Consider the following 16,571-nt stretch of genomic DNA (forward strand, 5'->3'; position numbering starts at 1 on the left):
CGGGTCACTCGCACGGTGCGAGGGTGCTGCGGCAGCGTGCGAGGTTCCGCACAGGGTGCGAGGCGGGAAGCGTCGCACGATGCGCGAAACCTCGCACCGAACGAGCGCGCCGATGGCGGGCGCCCGGAACCTCGCACGCCACGGTGCCGGACGCCCAGCGCCACTCAGCGCCAGAGGTGCATCGTCCCGCTCCGCAGCAGGACCCGCAGCTGCTGCTCACGGCGCTCGCGCTCGATCCGCTGCCGGGTCGCGAAGTCGACGGTCATCGGCACGGGCGTGGTGCGCCGGCTCCACAGGATCAGCCAGAGGCCGATGCGGAGTGCGATGCGGTCGGGCAGCGAAACCCGGCGCACCGCGCGGGTATCGGGAGGACGGGTGGTGGTCTTCGTGGACATGGTGTGGATCCCCTGCTGGATGGTCGCCCGGGCGGTCCCCGGGCACGACGAACCGACCCGGGGTGCGGGCCGACGGAACGAAAGCGGTGCGAGCCGAAGAACGCGACGGCGCGCACGCGAGAATGGCGGATCGGCAACGACGAGAATGCACGCGGGTGCATTCTCGGAATGCAGTCCTATGAGGTGAGCGTCGCCGACCACGGACATGCCGTGCGCATTCCTCGGCGCCGCCGTACCCGATCGCACGAGGCGGTTCGGGCACGGCGGACGTCGCGGACAGCGGTCGCGAGCTCAGGCTCAGCGGCGCTGGGTGCGCAGTGGTGTCGTGGAGCGGACGCTTCCGGTCAGCGGACTCGGAAAGGAGTGCCGAAGAGCCCGGTGATCCCACGGAACGGCGTGGTGCCGTGCGTCGTGATGGCGGTGATCATCATGGGTGTTCGCCCCCTTTCGGTCTCGTACTGACGGTGTGCTCGAGAACACTATCCACACCGGGAATGCCTGCGCAAGCATCTTTCGCAGAAATTGATCGGAATTGTTCCCGACGACGACGAACGGCCCGGTGTCACGAGGACACCGGGCCGTTCGTCGGCGGTCCGGGACGCCGGATCAGATCTCCGCCGGCTGCGCCGCTCGGACGCGCAGGGCTCCGTCCACCACGTCGACCCGGACGGTGTCGCCGTCCCGGACCGACTCGGCGACCACGAGGCTCGCGATGCGGTCGTCGACCTCGCGCTGGATGAGGCGACGGAGCGGCCGGGCGCCGTACTCCGGCTCGTAGCCGTGCTCGGCGAGCCAGGCGACGGCCTCGTCGGACACCGACAGGGTCATCCCCTGGCCGAGCACCCGGAGCGCGGTGTCCTCGAGCAACAGCGTCACGATCGACGTGATCTGCGACGACGTCAGCTTCCGGAACAGCACGATCTCGTCGATGCGGTTGATGAACTCGGGCCGCATGGCCTCACGGAGCTTCGCCGTGACCCGTGCACGCAGGTCGTCCTCGGCGAACCCGTCAGCGGAGCCCACGGGAGCGAACCCGAGCGCACCGGACCGGGACGCGAGGAACTCGGACCCGATGTTCGAGGTCATGATGACCACCGTGTTCCGGAAGTCCACCGTCCGACCCTGCCCGTCGGTGAGCCGGCCGTCGTCGAGCACCTGCAGGAGCAGGTTGAACACGTCCGGGTGCGCCTTCTCGACCTCGTCGAGCAGGATCACCGAGTACGGGTTCCGGCGGACGCGCTCGGTGAGCTGCCCGGCCTCGTCGTAGCCGACGTACCCCGGAGGGGCACCGACGAGCCGCGAGACGGTGTGCCGCTCGCCGAACTCGCTCATGTCGAAGCGGAGCATCGCGGTCTCGTCCCCGAACAGCGAGGACGCGAGCGCCTTCGCGAGCTCGGTCTTGCCGACGCCGGTCGGACCGAGGAACAGGAAGCTCCCGACCGGACGACGCGGGTCGCCCATGCCGGTCCGGCTGCGGCGCACCGCGCGGGCGATCGCCTGCACGGCGTCGTCCTGGCCGACGACGCGCTCGTGCAGCTCGTCCTCGAGGACGGCGAGCCGCGAACGGTCGCCCTGGCTCAGGCGCGTCGCGGGGATCCCGGTGGCGCGGGACACCACGGTCGCGATGTCGGCCTCCGAGATGATCCGGTCACCTGGCACCGGACGGGAGGCGCGGCTCGCGTCCGCCTCGGAGGCGGCGGTGATCCGAGCCTCCAGGCCGTCGATCTCGTCGCGCAGGCGCGACGCCTCCTCGTAGTGCTCCTCGGCGACCGCCGCGTCCTTGGACGCGACGAGCGCCGCGACCCGGGCGCGGATCGCTGCGACGTCGACGTCGCCCGAGAGGGCGAGACGTCGCCGGGCACCGGCCTGGTCGATGAGGTCGATGGCCTTGTCCGGCAGGTGCCGGTCGGTCACGTAGCGGTGGGACAGCTCGACGGCGGCGCGGAGGGCCTCCGGCGTGTAGCTGACGTCGTGGTGCTCCTCGTAGCGGGGGCGAGACCGGTGAGGATCGCGACGGCGTCCTCGACGCTCGGCTCCCCCACCGTCACCGGCTGGAAGCGTCGCTCGAGCGCGGCGTCCTTCTCGATGCGGCGGTACTCGTTCAGCGTGGTCGCGCCGACCATGTGCAGGTCACCGCGGGCCAGGCGCGGCTTGAGGATGTTGCCGGCGTCCATCGAGCCGCCCTCGCCACCTCCACCGGCGCCGACGAGCGTGTGCAGCTCGTCGACGAACACGATGAGGTCCTCGGCGTGCTCGGCGATCTCGTCGACGACCTTCGTCAGGCGCTCCTCGAAGTCACCGCGGTACTTGGCGCCGGCGAGCATGCCGGGCAGGTCGATCGCGACGACGCGCTTGCCCTGGAGGAGCGCCGGCACGTCGCCGTCCACGATCCGCTGCGCGAGCCCCTCGACGATCGCCGTCTTGCCGACGCCGGGCTCGCCGATGAGGACGGGGTTGTTCTTCGTACGGCGGAGGAGGATCTCGACGGCCTGCTCGATCTCGTCCGCGCGACCGATCACCGGGTCGATCCGACCCTCGCGCGCGCGGGCCGTGAGGTCGGTGCCGTACTGGTCGAGCGTCGGGGTCTCCGACTGCTGCTGCTGCGCTGCTTCGGTGGTTCCGGGCATGGGGCGTCCCTCTCGTGCGGCCGCCGCGGCCTGCTGCGCGTACTCCTGCATCACCTGCGGAGTGACGCCGGCGCTCGCGAGCAGCTGCCCGGTCACGGTGTCCTGGTCCATCACGAGCGCGAAGAACACGTGCTCGGGGTCGGTGTAGGTGCTGCCGAAGCCCTTGGCGGCCTGGGTCGCCTCGAGCAGGATGCGCTGCGCGGTCCCGGTGAGGGCCGGGCGGCCGTCGGTGGCGACCGCGTCGTCGGCGGGCGCGGGCAGGCGCTGCTCGATCTCGTCGGCGAGGCGCTCGGGGTCGACGCCGGCCTGGCGGACGACCGCGGTGAACGGGTCGGTGCGGACGAGCACGTGCAGGACGTGCAGGGCGTCGATCTCGTGCTGGCCCTGCTCGGTCGCGTACTCAGCGGTGCGCTGGAGCAGCTGGTGGGTGCGACGGCTGAGCAGTCGCGTGATGTCGACGGGGCGCCCGAACGGCACGGGACGCTGCTGCCGCGCCCACTGCTGCTCGCTCTGCTGGGCGGCGATCAGGCGGGCGAGGAACTCGTCGAACGAGTCGCTGCCGGCGGAGCCGAACGTCTCTGGCAAGTGGACCTCCTGGTTGGACTTGAGTGCCTTCGACTCAATGCAACGCAGGAGGGCCGGAGTCATTCCCGTTCCACGGAAGAACTTGCGGTGGCTCGACTCAAGTCCGAGCGATGGGCTTCGCGACCGCGTCCGTGACCCGCACGAGGTCCGCGGGCGTGAGCTCGATGTCGAAGCCGCGACGGCCGCCGGACACGAAGATGCTGTCGTAGGCGAGTGCTGATTCGTCGAGGACGGTGCGGAGCGCGGTCTTCTGGCCGACAGGGCTGATACCGCCGACGACGTACCCGGTGCGCTTCTCCGCGAGGGCGGGGTCGGCGAGCGTCGCCTTCTTCCCGCCGACGGCCGCGGCGATGGCCTTGAGGTCGAGTCGGTTCGCGACGGGGACGATCGCGACCGCGAGGGTGTCGTCGACGGACACCACGAGGGTCTTGAACACCTGCTCCTCGCGGAGGCCGAGGGCGGCAGCGGCTTCCTCCCCGAAGTTGGTGGCGGTCTCGTGGTGCTCGTACACGTGCGGCGTGTACGGCACGCCGGCGCGGTCCAGGGCCACCGTCGCGGGGGTGCTCGGCGATGCAGCGGTCATGCCCGCATCCTGCCGTCCCGAGCCGCCTCGGACCCCGCGGCGCGCGGGCGGTAGCCTGAACCCACCATGGCCGTCGTCGAGATCCTGCTGCGCATCGTCACCGCGCTGGGACTCGTCGACCCCGCTGCGGTCGGCACACCCGGGCACCTGCTGCCGGTGGCCGCCCTCGCCGCTCTGGGATGCGCGACGGCCGCCGCGGTCCTGGTGTTGAGCGTCGTCGTCGCCGCACTCCTCCTGCCGTCGGCGCGAGCGGTGCCGGCAGGACACCGGGAGTGGTCGCGCCTCCGGACCCGCATCGCGTCGTCGCACCCCGATGCCGACGGGCACGCGCGCCCGCGGGCGCCGGGCGGTGTCGTCACGGTCTGACCGCGTCGCTGGTCGGGCCGTCCCACGACCCTGCCACTTCGACCGATCGGACCACCATGGACATCTCCACCCTGCCCGTCGTCGGCGCGCTCCTGCACGCCGGCGCCGACGTGATCGCCACCCTGACCACCACACTCACCCCCGTCGCCGACGGATTCGCGGCGGCCCTCGCGGTCGTCGTCGTCACCGTCGCCGTCCGCGCCCTGCTCGTCCCGCTGGCCGTCCTGCAGGTCCGTGCGGAACGGGACCGCCGACGGCTGGCACCGGAACTCGCACGCCTGCGCCGTCGCCACCGCGGCGACCGGGAACGGTTCCAGCGCGCCGTCCAGCAGCTGTACACCTCGGAGCGGGTCTCACCGCTCGCCGGGTGCCTGCCGGCGCTGGCCCAGGCGCCGGTGGTGTCGCTCGTGTACACGCTCTTCACGCACGCGACGATCGGCGGGGCGACGAACACGCTCCTCGAGGGCACGCTCGTCGGGGTCCCCCTCGGGCACTCGCTCGTCGCCGTGCTCGCTTCGCCGCTGTGGACGCACGCGTGGGTCGTGCTCGTCCTCCTCGCGGTCCTCGTCGTCGTGGTCGAGGCAGGTCGCCGGGCAGACCGGCACTGGAACGCCGTACCCGAGGCCGATCCTCTGGCAGCCGCGCCGGCGCGGATCGCCAGGGTCGCACCCTTCGTGTCGGTGCTGTTCGCGGCGATCGCGCCGCTCGCCGCGGCGGTGTACGTGGTGACGAGTGCCTGCTGGACCCTGGGCGAGCGGGCGGTCCTGCGTCGTCTGGTGCGCTGACCGCGCGGCCGGTCGGGGTCAGCCGCCCTGGCCCTCCTGCTGCGGACCCTGGTCGACGGGGTCGTACTCGGTGCCGCGGCCCTGCTCCTCGTCGGCCGTGGGCACGTGCCGCTCGGTGCCGGTCCCGCCGGGGCTCGTCGCGACGTAGTCCGCCTCACCGGACTGGGTGTCGTGGCTGAGGGGCTCGAGGGTCTCGCCGTCGGCCGGTCGGGGCTGGTCGTTCGCCGGGGTGCTCATGGACCCGTGATACTCCGTGCGGACTGGGTGGACACAGCGCACCGGGCGGACACGATCGGTGTCTGGGTGCGAGCATGGAGCGGGCAGCAGGACCCGGAACGGGAGTAGGCATGGCCGACGACGACGTGGCTGCGGAGCGAGCACGGCTCGAGGCGCTGGCGTGGGGCGCGGACGCGTCCCCCGCCGAGGCGGCCCGGGCCCGCATCCGGCTGGAGGACCTCCGGAGCGGGCGACGACCACGACGGGGCGGGTCCCCTGGCGGCCCGGCACCGACGAGGGACCTCCGCCGGACACCCTCGACAGCGGGCTCGCCGTCGGTCGGTCCGGCCCCGGTTCCGGTCCACGGTCCGGAGGTGCCGAGCAGCCCCGTGGGCGGTGTGCCGCGCGCGACCGACCCCGTCGGGCACGACCGTTGGGAGAGCGTCGAGGGCGATCCGGCCGACGCGACCGGGACGGCGGCGGCGACCGACGGGATGCGGCCGGACCACGAGGCGGACGCAGCGGATCAGGACGGGAGTGCCCCGGGCCTCCCGACGGGGTGGCGCGACCGCGTGCACGCGCTCCTGTGGACGCGACGGCCACGCGTCTGGATCGCAATGGGTGCCGCGGCGGCCGTCAGCGTGGCGTTCGCGGCCGGCACCGTCGTCGGGACCGCCGGCCCGGCGGTGCCGGCGGCGCCGAGCATCACCCCCACCGCGGGGGCGGTGACGCTCGAGCAGCTGCTCGACGTCCCGCAGACGTACGCCGACCAGCTCCCCGGACCGGTCGAGGCACCGGTCAGCCTGCACAGCACACGCCTCGTCTTCACGAACCGCGCGCTCGACGGCGGCGACCTCGAGACACCGTGGAACGTGTGGGCCGGCGTCGGGACGGACCGATCGACGATCTGCCTCGTGGCGACGGCCGACCGGATCGAGAGCTCGACGGCGTGCTACCCGCGGGAGGACGCCCTGCACGGCAGCGTGTCGCTGTCCGCGCAGTCCCGGAGCGGGACGTTGACGTTGTGGCTGCGCGGCGGAGGCGTCCAGGGGACGGTGACGGACTCGTACTGAGCGCGTTGCCGGCGGACGTCGGGGTGCTGCGCGGCCCGCCGCTCGCGTTCGCCGGCCCGGGCTAGGTCGTCGGCTCGCCGGAGCGCCGCGTCCGGACCGCGCCGGTGACGACCGCGACCGAGCCGGTGACCGTCTGGATCGCGCGGCTGATCGTCGGGACCGACGTGGTGACCACGGCGAGCGACGAGGTGATCGCCTCGAGCGAGGACGTCGACAGGTGCTCCTGCGCGTGCGTGTGCACGGGGAAGCCCTTCCGGGCGGCGACGACCACGCCCAGCGAGGCGAGCAGGACCGCGCCGCCGGCGAAGGGCAGCCACTGCAGCCCGACGGCGCTGAGGGCCTGCCCGCCGAGTGCGGCCCCACCGGCGATGCCGATGTTCGACGCTCCGTTGACGAGGGCGCCGGCGATGTCGGGCGAGACCCCGCCGGTGCGGATCGCGGCGGCCATGAAGAGCGTGCCCGTGGTGCCGTTCGCGGCCATCCAGACGCCGGCGACGACCATCGTGCCGAGCAGCGAGCCGTGCACGAACGGCAGGACCGCGAACGCCGCCGCCATCACCGCGACGGCCGCGATGAGGGTCTGGCGCGGGGCCCGGTCGACGAAGAGTCCGGCGAGCCAGAGGCCGATCACACCGGTCGCCCCGAGGACGAGGAGGGCACCGGAGACGAGCGCGGCGTCGAGGCCCGCGTCGATCGCGTACGGGCCGATGTAGGTGTAGACGACGTAGTGGCCGGCGAAGAGGAGCAGGTCGGCGACCACGACCGAGAGGAGCCCGGTACGGGCCCAGGCGCGCGGCGAACCGATGTGCGGGGACGAGGCACCACGGACGGACGGCAGGAACGCGAGGGCGACACCGGCGAGGATCGCCGACGCGACCGCGACCGCGCCGACGGCCGGCCGCCACCCGATCGTCTGGGCGACCCAGGTGGCGATCGGGACGCCGAGCACGAACCCGAGCGAGCTGCCCGAGTACACGAACGCGATCGCACGGCCGGCGAGCCGCGGCGGCACGATGCGGGTCGCGTAGGCCGAGGCGACCGAGAAGAACAGCGCGTGGGCGACGCCACCGACGACCCGGCCGGCGCACACCACGGCGAACGACGGCGCGAGCGCGACCATCACGTTCGACACGGCGTACCCGACGAGGGTCGCGACGAGCACGGTCTTGCGGGGCAGTCGGGCGGTGAACGACGTCAGGGGCAGTGCGAGCAGCGCGACGGCCGCGGCGTACACGGTGACGACGACACCCATCGTCGACTCGGACACCCCGAGGTCTCGACTCATGGTGCCGAGCAGCCCGACGGGCATGAGCTCGGTGGTGATCGCGAAGAACGTGGCGAGACCGAGCACGGCGATGCCGACGATCGATCCGGTCGTGACGGTGATCGGCCGCGTGTGCGTGGGCACGGCCGAGGTTCGGGTGGTGGTGGACACGGGGCTGACCTCCTCGCTGGGGACGTCCGGGCGCACGGCGACGACGTGGGTACGACGAGGAGCTGCGCGCTCGAGCTGTGGATGTGTGTGGTGGGTACGACTCCACGGCGAGTGCGCCCCTCCAGTGTTGCACGCCCTGTCGGGCGACCGCGAGGGGGTGCCGCTGAGAACTTCCTCGGAGCGCTCCAACGGCGCGGTGGCGGGCATTGTTCCCGGAACGCAGAACGGGGTGGGACCGACCGGTCCCACCCCGTTCGACGACAGGTGTCAGTCGTCCGCGCGTACCCGACGGCGGTGCCGCGCCGAGCGGTACGTCAGGACCCCGGCCCCGAGCAGGACGAGCACGGCCGCCGCGAGTGCCGCCGGCCCCACCTCGGCGCCCGTGTACGCCAGCTCACCGGTCGCCGGACCCGACCCGGACGACACGACCGGAACCGTGGTCGGCGTCGGCGTGGCTGTGGCGGTGGGCGTCGCTGTCGGCGTAGGGCTGGGCGACGCCGGCGCGGCGACCACGAGGTCGACGACGGTCACCACGACGGTGGCGTCCGGACCCGAGGTGAACCCCACGGTGCTGTCGCTGCCGCTCACGGAGACCGTGTAGTCGGTGGCCGGGTCGAGGCCCTCGAGCGTGTACCCGCCGTCGGTGCCGGTGGCGGCGGTCACCGGCGACGCGCCGGAGTCGGCGGCGTCGGGCGTCGCCGTGACGGTCCGACCGGCCGCGGGGGCCCCGGTCGTGTCGACGACCCGACCGGTGGCGGTCGTGGTGACGGCCTCCGGTGCCGTGGGTGTGCGGTACGCGAAGCTCCGGTCCGCGGCCGAGCCACCGGTGACCGTGACCGGTCCTCCGTCCGGGCTCACGAGTTCGGCGTCGGCGCGCGGCTGCTGCACGGCCACGGTGTACCTGCCCGGGATCGTCGAGAAGGAGTACTTGCCGTCGGCGTCCGTCACGGCGCTGGCCACCACCGTGGTGCCGTCGAGCAGTTGCACGGTCACGCCGGCCTGCGACGCGCCGTCGAGGACCACCGCGCCGCCGACGCTCCCGACCGCCGTGGTCTCGATCGGGTCGACCACCGTGGGCGCTGCGGGTGGGACCGCGCCCGTCCTCACCGTCTCTGGAGCGGCGCCGTCCACCGCCACCGTGACGTCCGTCTCCGGGGACAAGCCCGACCCGGTGTAGTAGCCGTCGTCGTTCGTGACGGTCTCGATGGGGTTCGCGGGGTCGGCCGGGTCGGTGATGACGACCGGGACGTCCGCGGCCGGGTTGCCACCGGGGTCCGTGACCTGTCCGATGATCGACACGGTGCCGGACGGGGCCGTGAACGGGAAGTCCGCCGTCCCGTTCGTGCCGTCGAGCGACACCGTCTGGGTCGCGAGCTCCGGCTGGATCTCAGCACCCGGCACCGGCGTGATCGTGACCGTGTACCCGGGGATCTGCGGGAGCTGCGGGAACGCGTACGTGCCGTCGGCCGCCGTCGTGGTCGTGTAGACCGTGCCGCGCGGAGCGGTCACCGTCACCCGGGCGCCCGGGACCGGTGCGCCGTCGAGGGTCGCCGTACCGGTGAGCGCGGCGGTGCTGTTGGCGAACCAGGTCTGGTACACGGGGAATCCGCTGCGACGCTCGTACGTGATCGTCAGGCTCGTGAGCGGGACGGTCGGGGTGAACCACGCGGTCGCGCCCGCGGTGTCCACGGCGCCGGCGTTGCCGGTGAGGGTCAGCGTGGCCGGGTCCCACGTCGGGACGTCCCGCCCCGTCGTGCCGTCGGGGTCGGCCGAGCAGCTCCACCCGCCCGGCGAGGACACCGAGCAGGAGTTGTAGCCGCGGCCGTCCGTGCCCTGGAACCCGAGGTCCTCGGCGCTGGCAGCGGCACCGCCCTGTCGGACAGCAGAGATCGTCGCCCGATCGGCGTCGATGTCACCGAGGACGAACGACCAGCTGCTCGCCCCCGGTGTCGGCTCCGCGAAGGTGTAGGTCGTGACCGATGCCGACCGAGGGCCCGACGTGTCGGCGAGCGGACGCTGGTTCAGGTAGGTGTTCCCCCGGCTCGACCCGTAGACCGCGCCGGGTCCGGTGCTCGGCCCCTGCCAGGTCGACGCCCCGCTGACGACGGTCGACTGCCGCGAGTTCGACTCGAAGGTCGTCTCCGGGAACCCCGGGAGGGGCATGGTGCCGGTGTACTCCCGGCTCTGGCCGGTGAGGGTGAAGGTCCCCCAGTGCCCGGCCGGGACGGCGGAGGCCGAGGTCGCGCCGACGAGCGCGAGACCACCTCCGAGGACGAGGGCGGTCAGACCCGCCGTGACGGTGCGCAAGCGCCGCATGGTGCTCCCCTGTTCGTGCTGACCTGGCCCCTGCACCAGACGTCACCTCGACGTTCGTACAGGCTATCCACGGAGCGCGGACTCCGGGCACTTCGTGGGTCCCTGTCACCCAGTCGATCCGGACAGCGCACTCGCGAGGGCGTCGAGCGCGGCCACCTGGCCGAGCACGAGCAGCTCGCGCGCCTCGTCCAGCGGCATCCACCGGGCGTCGTCGACCTCCGGGACCTCGACGAAGCGACCCGACCCGCGCGGCAGTTCCAGCCGGACGGTGTTGCTCGTCACGGTGTCCACCGTGAACCCGGGCGCGTGCACCGCGAACACCCGGACGACCTTCGACGACTGCCGGTGCTCGCCCAGGTCGACGACCGATCCCTCGGGTGCCGGCACCCCGATCTCCTCCGTGAACTCCCGTCGCGCGGTGTCGAACGGGCGCTCCCCCGGGAACGGCTCGCCCTTCGGGATCGACCACGCCCGCGCGCGGCTCCGCCAGAACGGGCCGCCCATGTGCGCGACGAAGACCTCGGTGCCGGTCTCCCCGGCGCGGTGGAGGAGGAGCCCGGCACTCGTACGCACGACCAGAGGCTACGCAGCCGCCGCACGGAACCGCAGGCAGCGTGCAGGTGGCGGACCGCCCGCGGGAGTACGATCCGCGGCCAGGAGCGCCCCACGACGCCCCGGTACCGGCACGAGGAGGTCGATCGGGATGGACGAACGGTGGTCGACGGTGACGTTGGCAGCAGACGCGGCGAAGCCCCACGAGCAGGCGCTCCGGTGGATCGCCGACCATGCGGGGTCCGGCATCGAACGGCTCCGGGTCATCGGGGTCGACCCGGCGCTCGAGGGCCGCGTCGGCCCGGACGGGCGACGGGTCGCGGACGCGGTGGCCGAGGCTGCCCGCACGGCCCTGCCGGACGTGGAGGTCGAGATCGCCAGGCACGCCGGGTCGTTCGCGAACGCGCTCGTCGCGGAGTCGGACGCCGGCGACCTGCTCGTGGTCGGGTCGTGGCGCAGTCGACGCGGGAGCACGCTGGGGAACGGACCGGCGCGCGTCGCCGAACGTGCCGCCGTGCCCACGGTGGTCGTGCCCGACGGGCCGCACCCGATCGACGGCGACGTGGTGCTCGCCGTGGAGGAACCGCTCGACGAGCGGGCCGTCGCGATCGCCGTCGACGAGGCGGAGCGGCGCCACCGACGGCTGACCGTCCTCCGTGCGTGGGAGATGCCCGTCCTCACCCGGACCGGCCTGACCGACTTCGCCGAGGACCCGATGCGGTGGCGCACCCGGAACGCGGAGCTGCTCGAGCGGGTCACGGCGGAGCTGCGTCGCCGGCACCCGGCCCTGCGGATCCACCCGCTGCTCGTCGAGGGCCACCCCGGGCACGCGATCGCCGCCCACTCGCGCACGGCGTCGCTCGTCGTGCTCGGGCGCGGGCACGTGCACGCGCTCTCGGGGTCGGTGCTCCACGACGTCCTGCGCGAGTCGGTCTCACCGGTGTGCGTCGTCCCGCCGACCGCGCACGGGGCCACCGCCCCGGTCGAGGCGGCGAAGGACCGCACCGCGGCGGCGGACGCCGAGGCCGGGCTCGCGGACCGGGAGGCGACGGGCTGACGACCGGGTCAACCGGCGAGGTCCTCCACGGCGTCGGCCACCTGGTCGGTGAGGTACGCGACCCCGCGCTCGTTCGGGTGCAGCGCCCCCGGCTCGAGGTCGATGCGCTGCAGGTTGCCGGTCCCGTCGAGGGAGACGCCCGACACGTACGGCCGCTTCGTGGCACACGCCGACCGGGCCTGGGTACGGGAGAACACGTCGACGAACCGGACGTCGGCGGCACGCGCGGCCGCGGCGGACACCGCGTTCAGCTGCTCCTGGACACCGTGCAGGTACGCGACGTCCGTGTCGGTGAACGGGTACGAGTTCGTCGGGAACGACCCGGCGAGCGATCCGAGGTCGACCGCGGACCGGAAGCAGCCCTTCGCGGGGGTGTGCTCGGCATCGGGGAAGATCGCCGGGTACCCCAGGAACACGACCACGGCGTTCGGCGCCGCTGCCGTGACCCGTGCGAGCGTGTCCGCGACGCCGAGTGCCACCCGGGAAGCGATCTTCGTGCCGAGCTCGTCCTCGCCGTCCCGCACGAGCGTGCTCTCGCAGGACGCGGCGTCCCGTCCGGAGAACACCGGACCGTTCGCCGACAGCGCCAGGCACGAGGCCGCCGTGCCGAACAGGTCGGCGTCGTTCCCACCGATCGTCAGCGTCACGAGCCGCGTGGCGGACGACAGCGCCTCGATCTGCGGCGGGACGCCGGCGAACTGGGAGCCGGACGTCACGTCGTCGCTCGTCGCACCGGCGCAGGTGACGTCGGTCAGCGCCAGACCGAACCGCTGGGCGATCCGGTGCGGGTAGTCGCGTGCGGACTGCCCGCACACGTTCGTCGGGAGGTGCGTCGGGTCGGCGAGGCCGTACCCCGCCGAGTACGAGTCACCGAGTGCGACGTACTCGCTGCCGGGCGGCACGTCGGCGAGCCGGTCGGGTGGGTCGGACGTCACCGGGAACGGCTGCGGCTGCGGCCACGACGGCGCGGCGCTCGCCGGGCTCCCGCCCGGCCCTGCGGGTGCCACGGCGACCGGCAGCAGGCCACCGACGACGGCGACGAGCGCTGCGGCGGCGAGCAGCCGTGGCCGGAGCGGACGGGGCGGGCGGGGCAGCGGGACCTCCGACGGACGGGCAGAGCGGGCGGGCAGAGCGGGCGGGAACAGCGGGCGGGAACAGCGGTCGGGCACCGCGGTCGGGCACCGCGGGCGGCACAGCGGACGGTCGCCGAGGCGAGCCGCCCGACCTCAGCGTCGGCCGAGTCGGCGCTCGCCGTTGCTGCCCGTCTGGTAGACGAGGCCGTAGTGCTCGTACAGTCCGGGCTCGAGCGTCGCGTCGAGCTCGCCGTCGGTCGCGATCGACGGAGCGTCCTTGACGAGCTTCTTCGGGAACGCGACGATGAGGTGCTTCGGCGCGACGGTGGCACCGGCGAGCGGCACGAAGACGAGCTTCTGGAACCCGACGAGCCCCGTCGTCACGGCGCCGAAGGCCGGCTCCGAGGTGGCGGTGTCGTAGTAGATGCTCTCGAGGTTCCCGACCTTGTCCTCCGACGGGTCGACGACCGGCAGCCCGATCCAGTCCCGGATGTTGGCGGCTTCGAACACGATGGTTCCCTCCCGGCCACCGGTCCCTCCGGCGGTCCGGCTCCGAACCTACTGGTGGGTTCCTGAGCCGGGCACGACGCGGGCCGCACCGCCGGGCACGACGCGGGCCGCACCGCCGGGCACGACGCGGGCCGCACCGCCGGGCACGACGCGGGCCGGACCGCCGGGCACGACACGGGCCGGACCGCGCGGCGTGACGCCGAGGCCGTCCACCGCGGCGAGCACGTCGTCGGGACCCACGGCGAGCAGCGCCGGGTCCGGTTCCTCGGAGAACACGTCGCCCCGTCGCTGCGACGCATCGGTGAGGACGACGTGCGGCCCGGAGGCCGGCGGGCCCCAGGCTTCGGGCGGCGCCGGTCCGAACAGGACGACCGAGGGGATCCCGTAGGCGGAGGCGAGGTGCGCCGCGCCCGTGTCCACGGTGACGACGACCGCGGCCTCCGCGACGACGGCCGCGAACGGCTACAGGTCGAGGACACGGGCCAGCACCGCCTCCGGCGCCAGCCCGGCCGCCTCCGCGACCGCACGTGCACGGACGACGTCGTCCGAGCCTCCCGTCAGGACCACGTCGTGTCCGCGCTCGCGGAGACCCCGCACCACGGCGGCGAAGCGATCGGTCGGCCAGTGCCGGGCTCCGTGGAACGCACCGACGTGCACGACCGCCGCCCCGGGTGCGACCGACGGCGCCGCCGGACGGTCGACGGCGACCTCGTCGGGGTCGGCGTCGATCCCGTGCCAGCTGAGCAGGCGCGCCCAGCGCTCCCGCTCGTTCAGCCCCTCCGGCCACTCGGGCCCGTCGTGTCCGTGGGCGGGGTCACGGTGTCCGATCACACGACGGGGACCGAGGGCCTCGATCAGGTCGGACGACTCGGGACCGACGCCGTGCAGGTTCACGGCGACGTCCACGGACCCGGTCGGCGCGGCGATCGCGTGGTCGAGCCCGTGCTGGGCGAGGTGGACGTCCACCGCCGCCACCAGCTCGACCACGGGGGCGAGCCAGGCGGTCGTGGCGAGGGTGATCCGGTGTCCCGGGAAGGCACGACGGAGCGCGGTCAGCGCCGGGACGGCGACGAGCAGGTCCCCGAGCTTGATGGCGCGGAGCACGACGAGCTCCGGGCGGCCGTCGGACGGGGGCATGGTCGGCAGGGCGGTCACGGTCGCGGACGCTAGGCGGTGCCTCCTGCGGGCACGGTCAGCACTGCGCACATCGGCTCTTCCTGGACCCGCGCGCGGCGACGCACCGGTACTGCTCGGTCCATGGCCCTCGCTCCGGACCGCCCCGTCGGCGGCGTGCTCTTCGACCGCGACGACACCCTCGTCGTCGACGTCCCGTACAACGCGGACCCGCACCTCGTCGTGCCGGTGCCCGGAGCGCACCGCGCCGTCGAGCGTGCTCGGGCCGCGGGCCTGCGCCTCGGTGTCGTCACCAACCAGTCCGCGATCGCGAAGGGCCTCGCGACCCGCGCGCAGGTCGACGCGACGAACGCCCGCGTCGACGAGCTCGTCGGTCCGTTCGACCTCTGGTGCGTCTGTCCGCACGACGCCGCCGACGGCTGCGACTGCCGCAAGCCGCGGCCGGGCATGGTGCTCCGCGCCGCCGAGGTCCTGGGCGTCCCGGCGGCCGAGCTGGTGGTCGTCGGGGACATCGGGGCGGACGTCGCGGCGGCACGGGCGGCGGGCGCGCAGGGCATCCTCGTGCCGACCCCGCGCACCCGGCAGGAGGAGGTCGACGCCGCCGAGACCGTCGCGGCGACCCTCGACGACGCGGTGAGCCTCGTGCTCGCGCAGCGCTCGGCGCCGGTCGCGTGAGCGGGCACGCCGCGCTCGGCGACGAGCACGCTGCGCCCGCCGCCGGTCCCGTCCGCGGGCACGCACGCGGCGGCCGCCCGCGGGTCCTCGTCGCCCGGCTCGACTCGTTCGGCGACGTCCTCGTCGCCGGCCCCGCCGTCCGGGCGGTCGCGGCGGGCGCCGCGCACGTCACGCTGCTCTGCGGTCCCCAAGGGGCGCCGGCGGGACGGCTCCTCCCCGGCGTCGACGTGGTCCGGACCTGGGCGGCGCCGTGGGTCACCGAGACCGCCCGGCCGATCGACGACGCCGTCGTCGACGAGTTCCGGACTCTCGTGGCGGAGGAGCGTCCGGACGAGGCGGTCGTCCTCACCTCGTTCCACCAGTCCCCGCTCCCCCTCGCCCTGCTCCTGCGGCTCGCGGGCGTGCCACGGGTGAGCGGCGCGTCCGTCGACCACCCCGGGTCGCTCCTCGACGTCCGGCTCCGCCCCGGCGAGGACCTCCCCGAGGACCTCGCCGAACCCGAGCGCGCCCTCCGCATCGCGCGGGCGGCGGGCTTCGCGCTGCCCGCCGACGATGCCGGGAGGCTCGCGGTGCGTCACGACGTCGACCCGCCGGACAGCGTGGCCGGCCTGGGCAGGTACGTGGTCGTCCACCCGGGTGCGAGCGTCCCGGCACGCGCGTGGCCCGCCGAGCAGCACCGGGAGCTGGTGTCCGCCTACGCGGCTGCGGGCATCCGCGTGGTCGTCACCGGTTCACCCGGCGAACGCGACCTGACCGCCCTCGTCGCCGGCGACGCCGGGATCGACCTCGGCGGTGCCACGAGCCCCGCGGAACTCGCCGCGGTGCTCGCCGGCGCGGAGGTCGTCGTGGTCGGGAACACCGGACCGGCGCACCTGGCAGCCGCCGTGGGCGTGCCGATCGTGAGCCTGTTCTCGCCGGTGGTGCCGGCCGTGAAGTGGGCGCCGTACGCACCGCTCGTCGAGCTCCTGGGCGATCAGGGCGCTCCGTGCCGGCTCAGCCGTGCCCGCGAGTGCCCGGTCCCGGGTCACCCCTGTCTCACCCGTGTGTCCGTCCAGGATGTGCTGGATGCGCACCGGCGACTGCTGGATCGCGCTTCCCGGATCACCGACGACGTTCCTGCGCCGTGACCCGGTGACCGCTGCGTAGCGTGCGCCACTGCTTCTGCTTCTCCTCCTGCTCCTCGACCCGG

At 73.9% G+C, this 16,571-nt stretch carries 14 protein-coding genes and 2 pseudogenes; 6 read left to right on the forward strand and 10 right to left on the reverse strand.

Features of this window, described 5'->3' with window-relative positions:
* Positions 1-164: 164 nt before the first annotated feature.
* The 3 genes and pseudogenes from IEY20_RS02045 to ybaK all read right to left on the reverse strand — a co-directional run bounded on the left by IEY20_RS02045 (position 165) and on the right by ybaK (position 4,190).
* On the reverse strand, positions 165-395 hold the full coding sequence (locus IEY20_RS02045; protein WP_175329264.1) for a hypothetical protein: 231 nt from the start codon (positions 393-395) through the stop codon (positions 165-167).
* A gap of 606 nt (positions 396-1,001) precedes the next feature.
* A pseudogene (locus tag IEY20_RS02050) lies at positions 1,002-3,607 on the reverse strand (ATP-dependent Clp protease ATP-binding subunit).
* A 97-nt stretch (positions 3,608-3,704) separates the two neighbouring features.
* The gene (gene ybaK / locus IEY20_RS02055) at positions 3,705-4,190 is read right to left on the reverse strand and encodes a Cys-tRNA(Pro) deacylase (RefSeq protein WP_022903672.1); all 486 of its coding nucleotides are present in this window, start codon (positions 4,188-4,190) and stop codon (positions 3,705-3,707) included.
* 66 nt (positions 4,191-4,256) lie between these two features.
* Between ybaK and IEY20_RS02060 the strand changes: the two genes are divergently transcribed.
* Together IEY20_RS02060 and yidC are read left to right on the forward strand one after the other, a co-directional pair.
* Positions 4,257-4,556: a DUF6412 domain-containing protein gene (locus IEY20_RS02060; RefSeq protein ID WP_022903671.1), complete on the forward strand. Its 300-nt coding sequence runs from the start codon at positions 4,257-4,259 to the stop codon at positions 4,554-4,556.
* 56 nt (positions 4,557-4,612) lie between these two features.
* Positions 4,613-5,341, forward strand: a complete 729-nt coding sequence (gene yidC / locus IEY20_RS02065) for a membrane protein insertase YidC (RefSeq protein ID WP_175329265.1) — start codon at positions 4,613-4,615, stop codon at positions 5,339-5,341.
* A gap of 18 nt (positions 5,342-5,359) precedes the next feature.
* On the opposite strand, the gene IEY20_RS02070 is transcribed toward yidC, so the two are convergent.
* The gene (locus IEY20_RS02070) at positions 5,360-5,578 is read right to left on the reverse strand and encodes a hypothetical protein (protein ID WP_022903669.1); all 219 of its coding nucleotides are present in this window, start codon (positions 5,576-5,578) and stop codon (positions 5,360-5,362) included.
* Positions 5,579-5,931: 353 nt separating this feature from the next.
* On the opposite strand from IEY20_RS02070, the gene IEY20_RS02075 reads away from it, so the two are divergent.
* On the forward strand, positions 5,932-6,630 hold the full coding sequence (locus IEY20_RS02075; protein WP_175329266.1) for a hypothetical protein: 699 nt from the start codon (positions 5,932-5,934) through the stop codon (positions 6,628-6,630).
* 61 nt (positions 6,631-6,691) lie between these two features.
* Here IEY20_RS02075 and IEY20_RS02080 read toward each other — a convergent pair whose 3' ends face one another.
* The 3 genes from IEY20_RS02080 to IEY20_RS02090 form a co-directional block, all read right to left on the reverse strand.
* Positions 6,692-8,065 (reverse strand): MFS transporter, encoded by a 1,374-nt coding sequence (locus tag IEY20_RS02080; protein ID WP_175329267.1) that lies wholly within the window; start codon positions 8,063-8,065, stop codon positions 6,692-6,694.
* 267 nt (positions 8,066-8,332) lie between these two features.
* Positions 8,333-10,372, reverse strand: coding sequence for a carboxypeptidase regulatory-like domain-containing protein (locus IEY20_RS02085; RefSeq protein WP_175329268.1), 2,040 nt, complete (start codon positions 10,370-10,372; stop codon positions 8,333-8,335).
* 114 nt (positions 10,373-10,486) lie between these two features.
* Positions 10,487-10,954 (reverse strand): NUDIX hydrolase, encoded by a 468-nt coding sequence (locus tag IEY20_RS02090; protein WP_175329269.1) that lies wholly within the window; start codon positions 10,952-10,954, stop codon positions 10,487-10,489.
* A gap of 151 nt (positions 10,955-11,105) precedes the next feature.
* On the opposite strand from IEY20_RS02090, the gene IEY20_RS02095 reads away from it, so the two are divergent.
* Positions 11,106-11,990 (forward strand): universal stress protein, encoded by an 885-nt coding sequence (locus IEY20_RS02095; protein ID WP_175329270.1) that lies wholly within the window; start codon positions 11,106-11,108, stop codon positions 11,988-11,990.
* 8 nt (positions 11,991-11,998) lie between these two features.
* On the opposite strand, the gene IEY20_RS02100 is transcribed toward IEY20_RS02095, so the two are convergent.
* The 3 genes and pseudogenes from IEY20_RS02100 to IEY20_RS02110 form a co-directional block, all read right to left on the reverse strand.
* Positions 11,999-13,159, reverse strand: a complete 1,161-nt coding sequence (locus IEY20_RS02100) for an SGNH/GDSL hydrolase family protein (RefSeq protein ID WP_175329271.1) — start codon at positions 13,157-13,159, stop codon at positions 11,999-12,001.
* 57 nt (positions 13,160-13,216) lie between these two features.
* Positions 13,217-13,573, reverse strand: coding sequence for a PRC-barrel domain-containing protein (locus IEY20_RS02105; protein WP_175329272.1), 357 nt, complete (start codon positions 13,571-13,573; stop codon positions 13,217-13,219).
* A gap of 192 nt (positions 13,574-13,765) precedes the next feature.
* A pseudogene (locus IEY20_RS02110) lies at positions 13,766-14,710 on the reverse strand (glycosyltransferase family 9 protein); the annotation flags it as partial.
* A 120-nt stretch (positions 14,711-14,830) separates the two neighbouring features.
* Here IEY20_RS02110 and IEY20_RS02115 point away from each other — a divergent pair.
* Positions 14,831-15,382, forward strand: a complete 552-nt coding sequence (locus IEY20_RS02115; protein ID WP_175329273.1) for a D-glycero-alpha-D-manno-heptose-1,7-bisphosphate 7-phosphatase — start codon at positions 14,831-14,833, stop codon at positions 15,380-15,382.
* The gene (locus IEY20_RS02120; RefSeq protein ID WP_175329274.1) at positions 15,379-16,509 is read left to right on the forward strand and encodes a glycosyltransferase family 9 protein; all 1,131 of its coding nucleotides are present in this window, start codon (positions 15,379-15,381) and stop codon (positions 16,507-16,509) included. Before IEY20_RS02115 ends, IEY20_RS02120 begins: the two co-directional genes overlap by 4 nt.
* Positions 16,510-16,571 lie beyond the last annotated feature (62 nt).

It is taken from the genome of Curtobacterium luteum, assembly GCF_014646995.1.
Lineage (GTDB): Bacteria > Actinomycetota > Actinomycetes > Actinomycetales > Microbacteriaceae > Curtobacterium > Curtobacterium luteum.

Coding starts and splice junctions, on each gene's coding strand:
- IEY20_RS02045 (WP_175329264.1), bottom strand. CDS start 395: ATGTCCACGAAGACCACCACCCGTCCTCCCGATACCCGCGCGGTGCGC.
- ybaK (WP_022903672.1), bottom strand. CDS start 4,190: ATGACCGCTGCATCGCCGAGCACCCCCGCGACGGTGGCCCTGGACCGC.
- IEY20_RS02060 (WP_022903671.1), top strand. CDS start 4,257: ATGGCCGTCGTCGAGATCCTGCTGCGCATCGTCACCGCGCTGGGACTC.
- yidC (WP_175329265.1), top strand. CDS start 4,613: ATGGACATCTCCACCCTGCCCGTCGTCGGCGCGCTCCTGCACGCCGGC.
- IEY20_RS02070 (WP_022903669.1), bottom strand. CDS start 5,578: ATGAGCACCCCGGCGAACGACCAGCCCCGACCGGCCGACGGCGAGACC.
- IEY20_RS02115 (WP_175329273.1), top strand. CDS start 14,831: ATGGCCCTCGCTCCGGACCGCCCCGTCGGCGGCGTGCTCTTCGACCGC.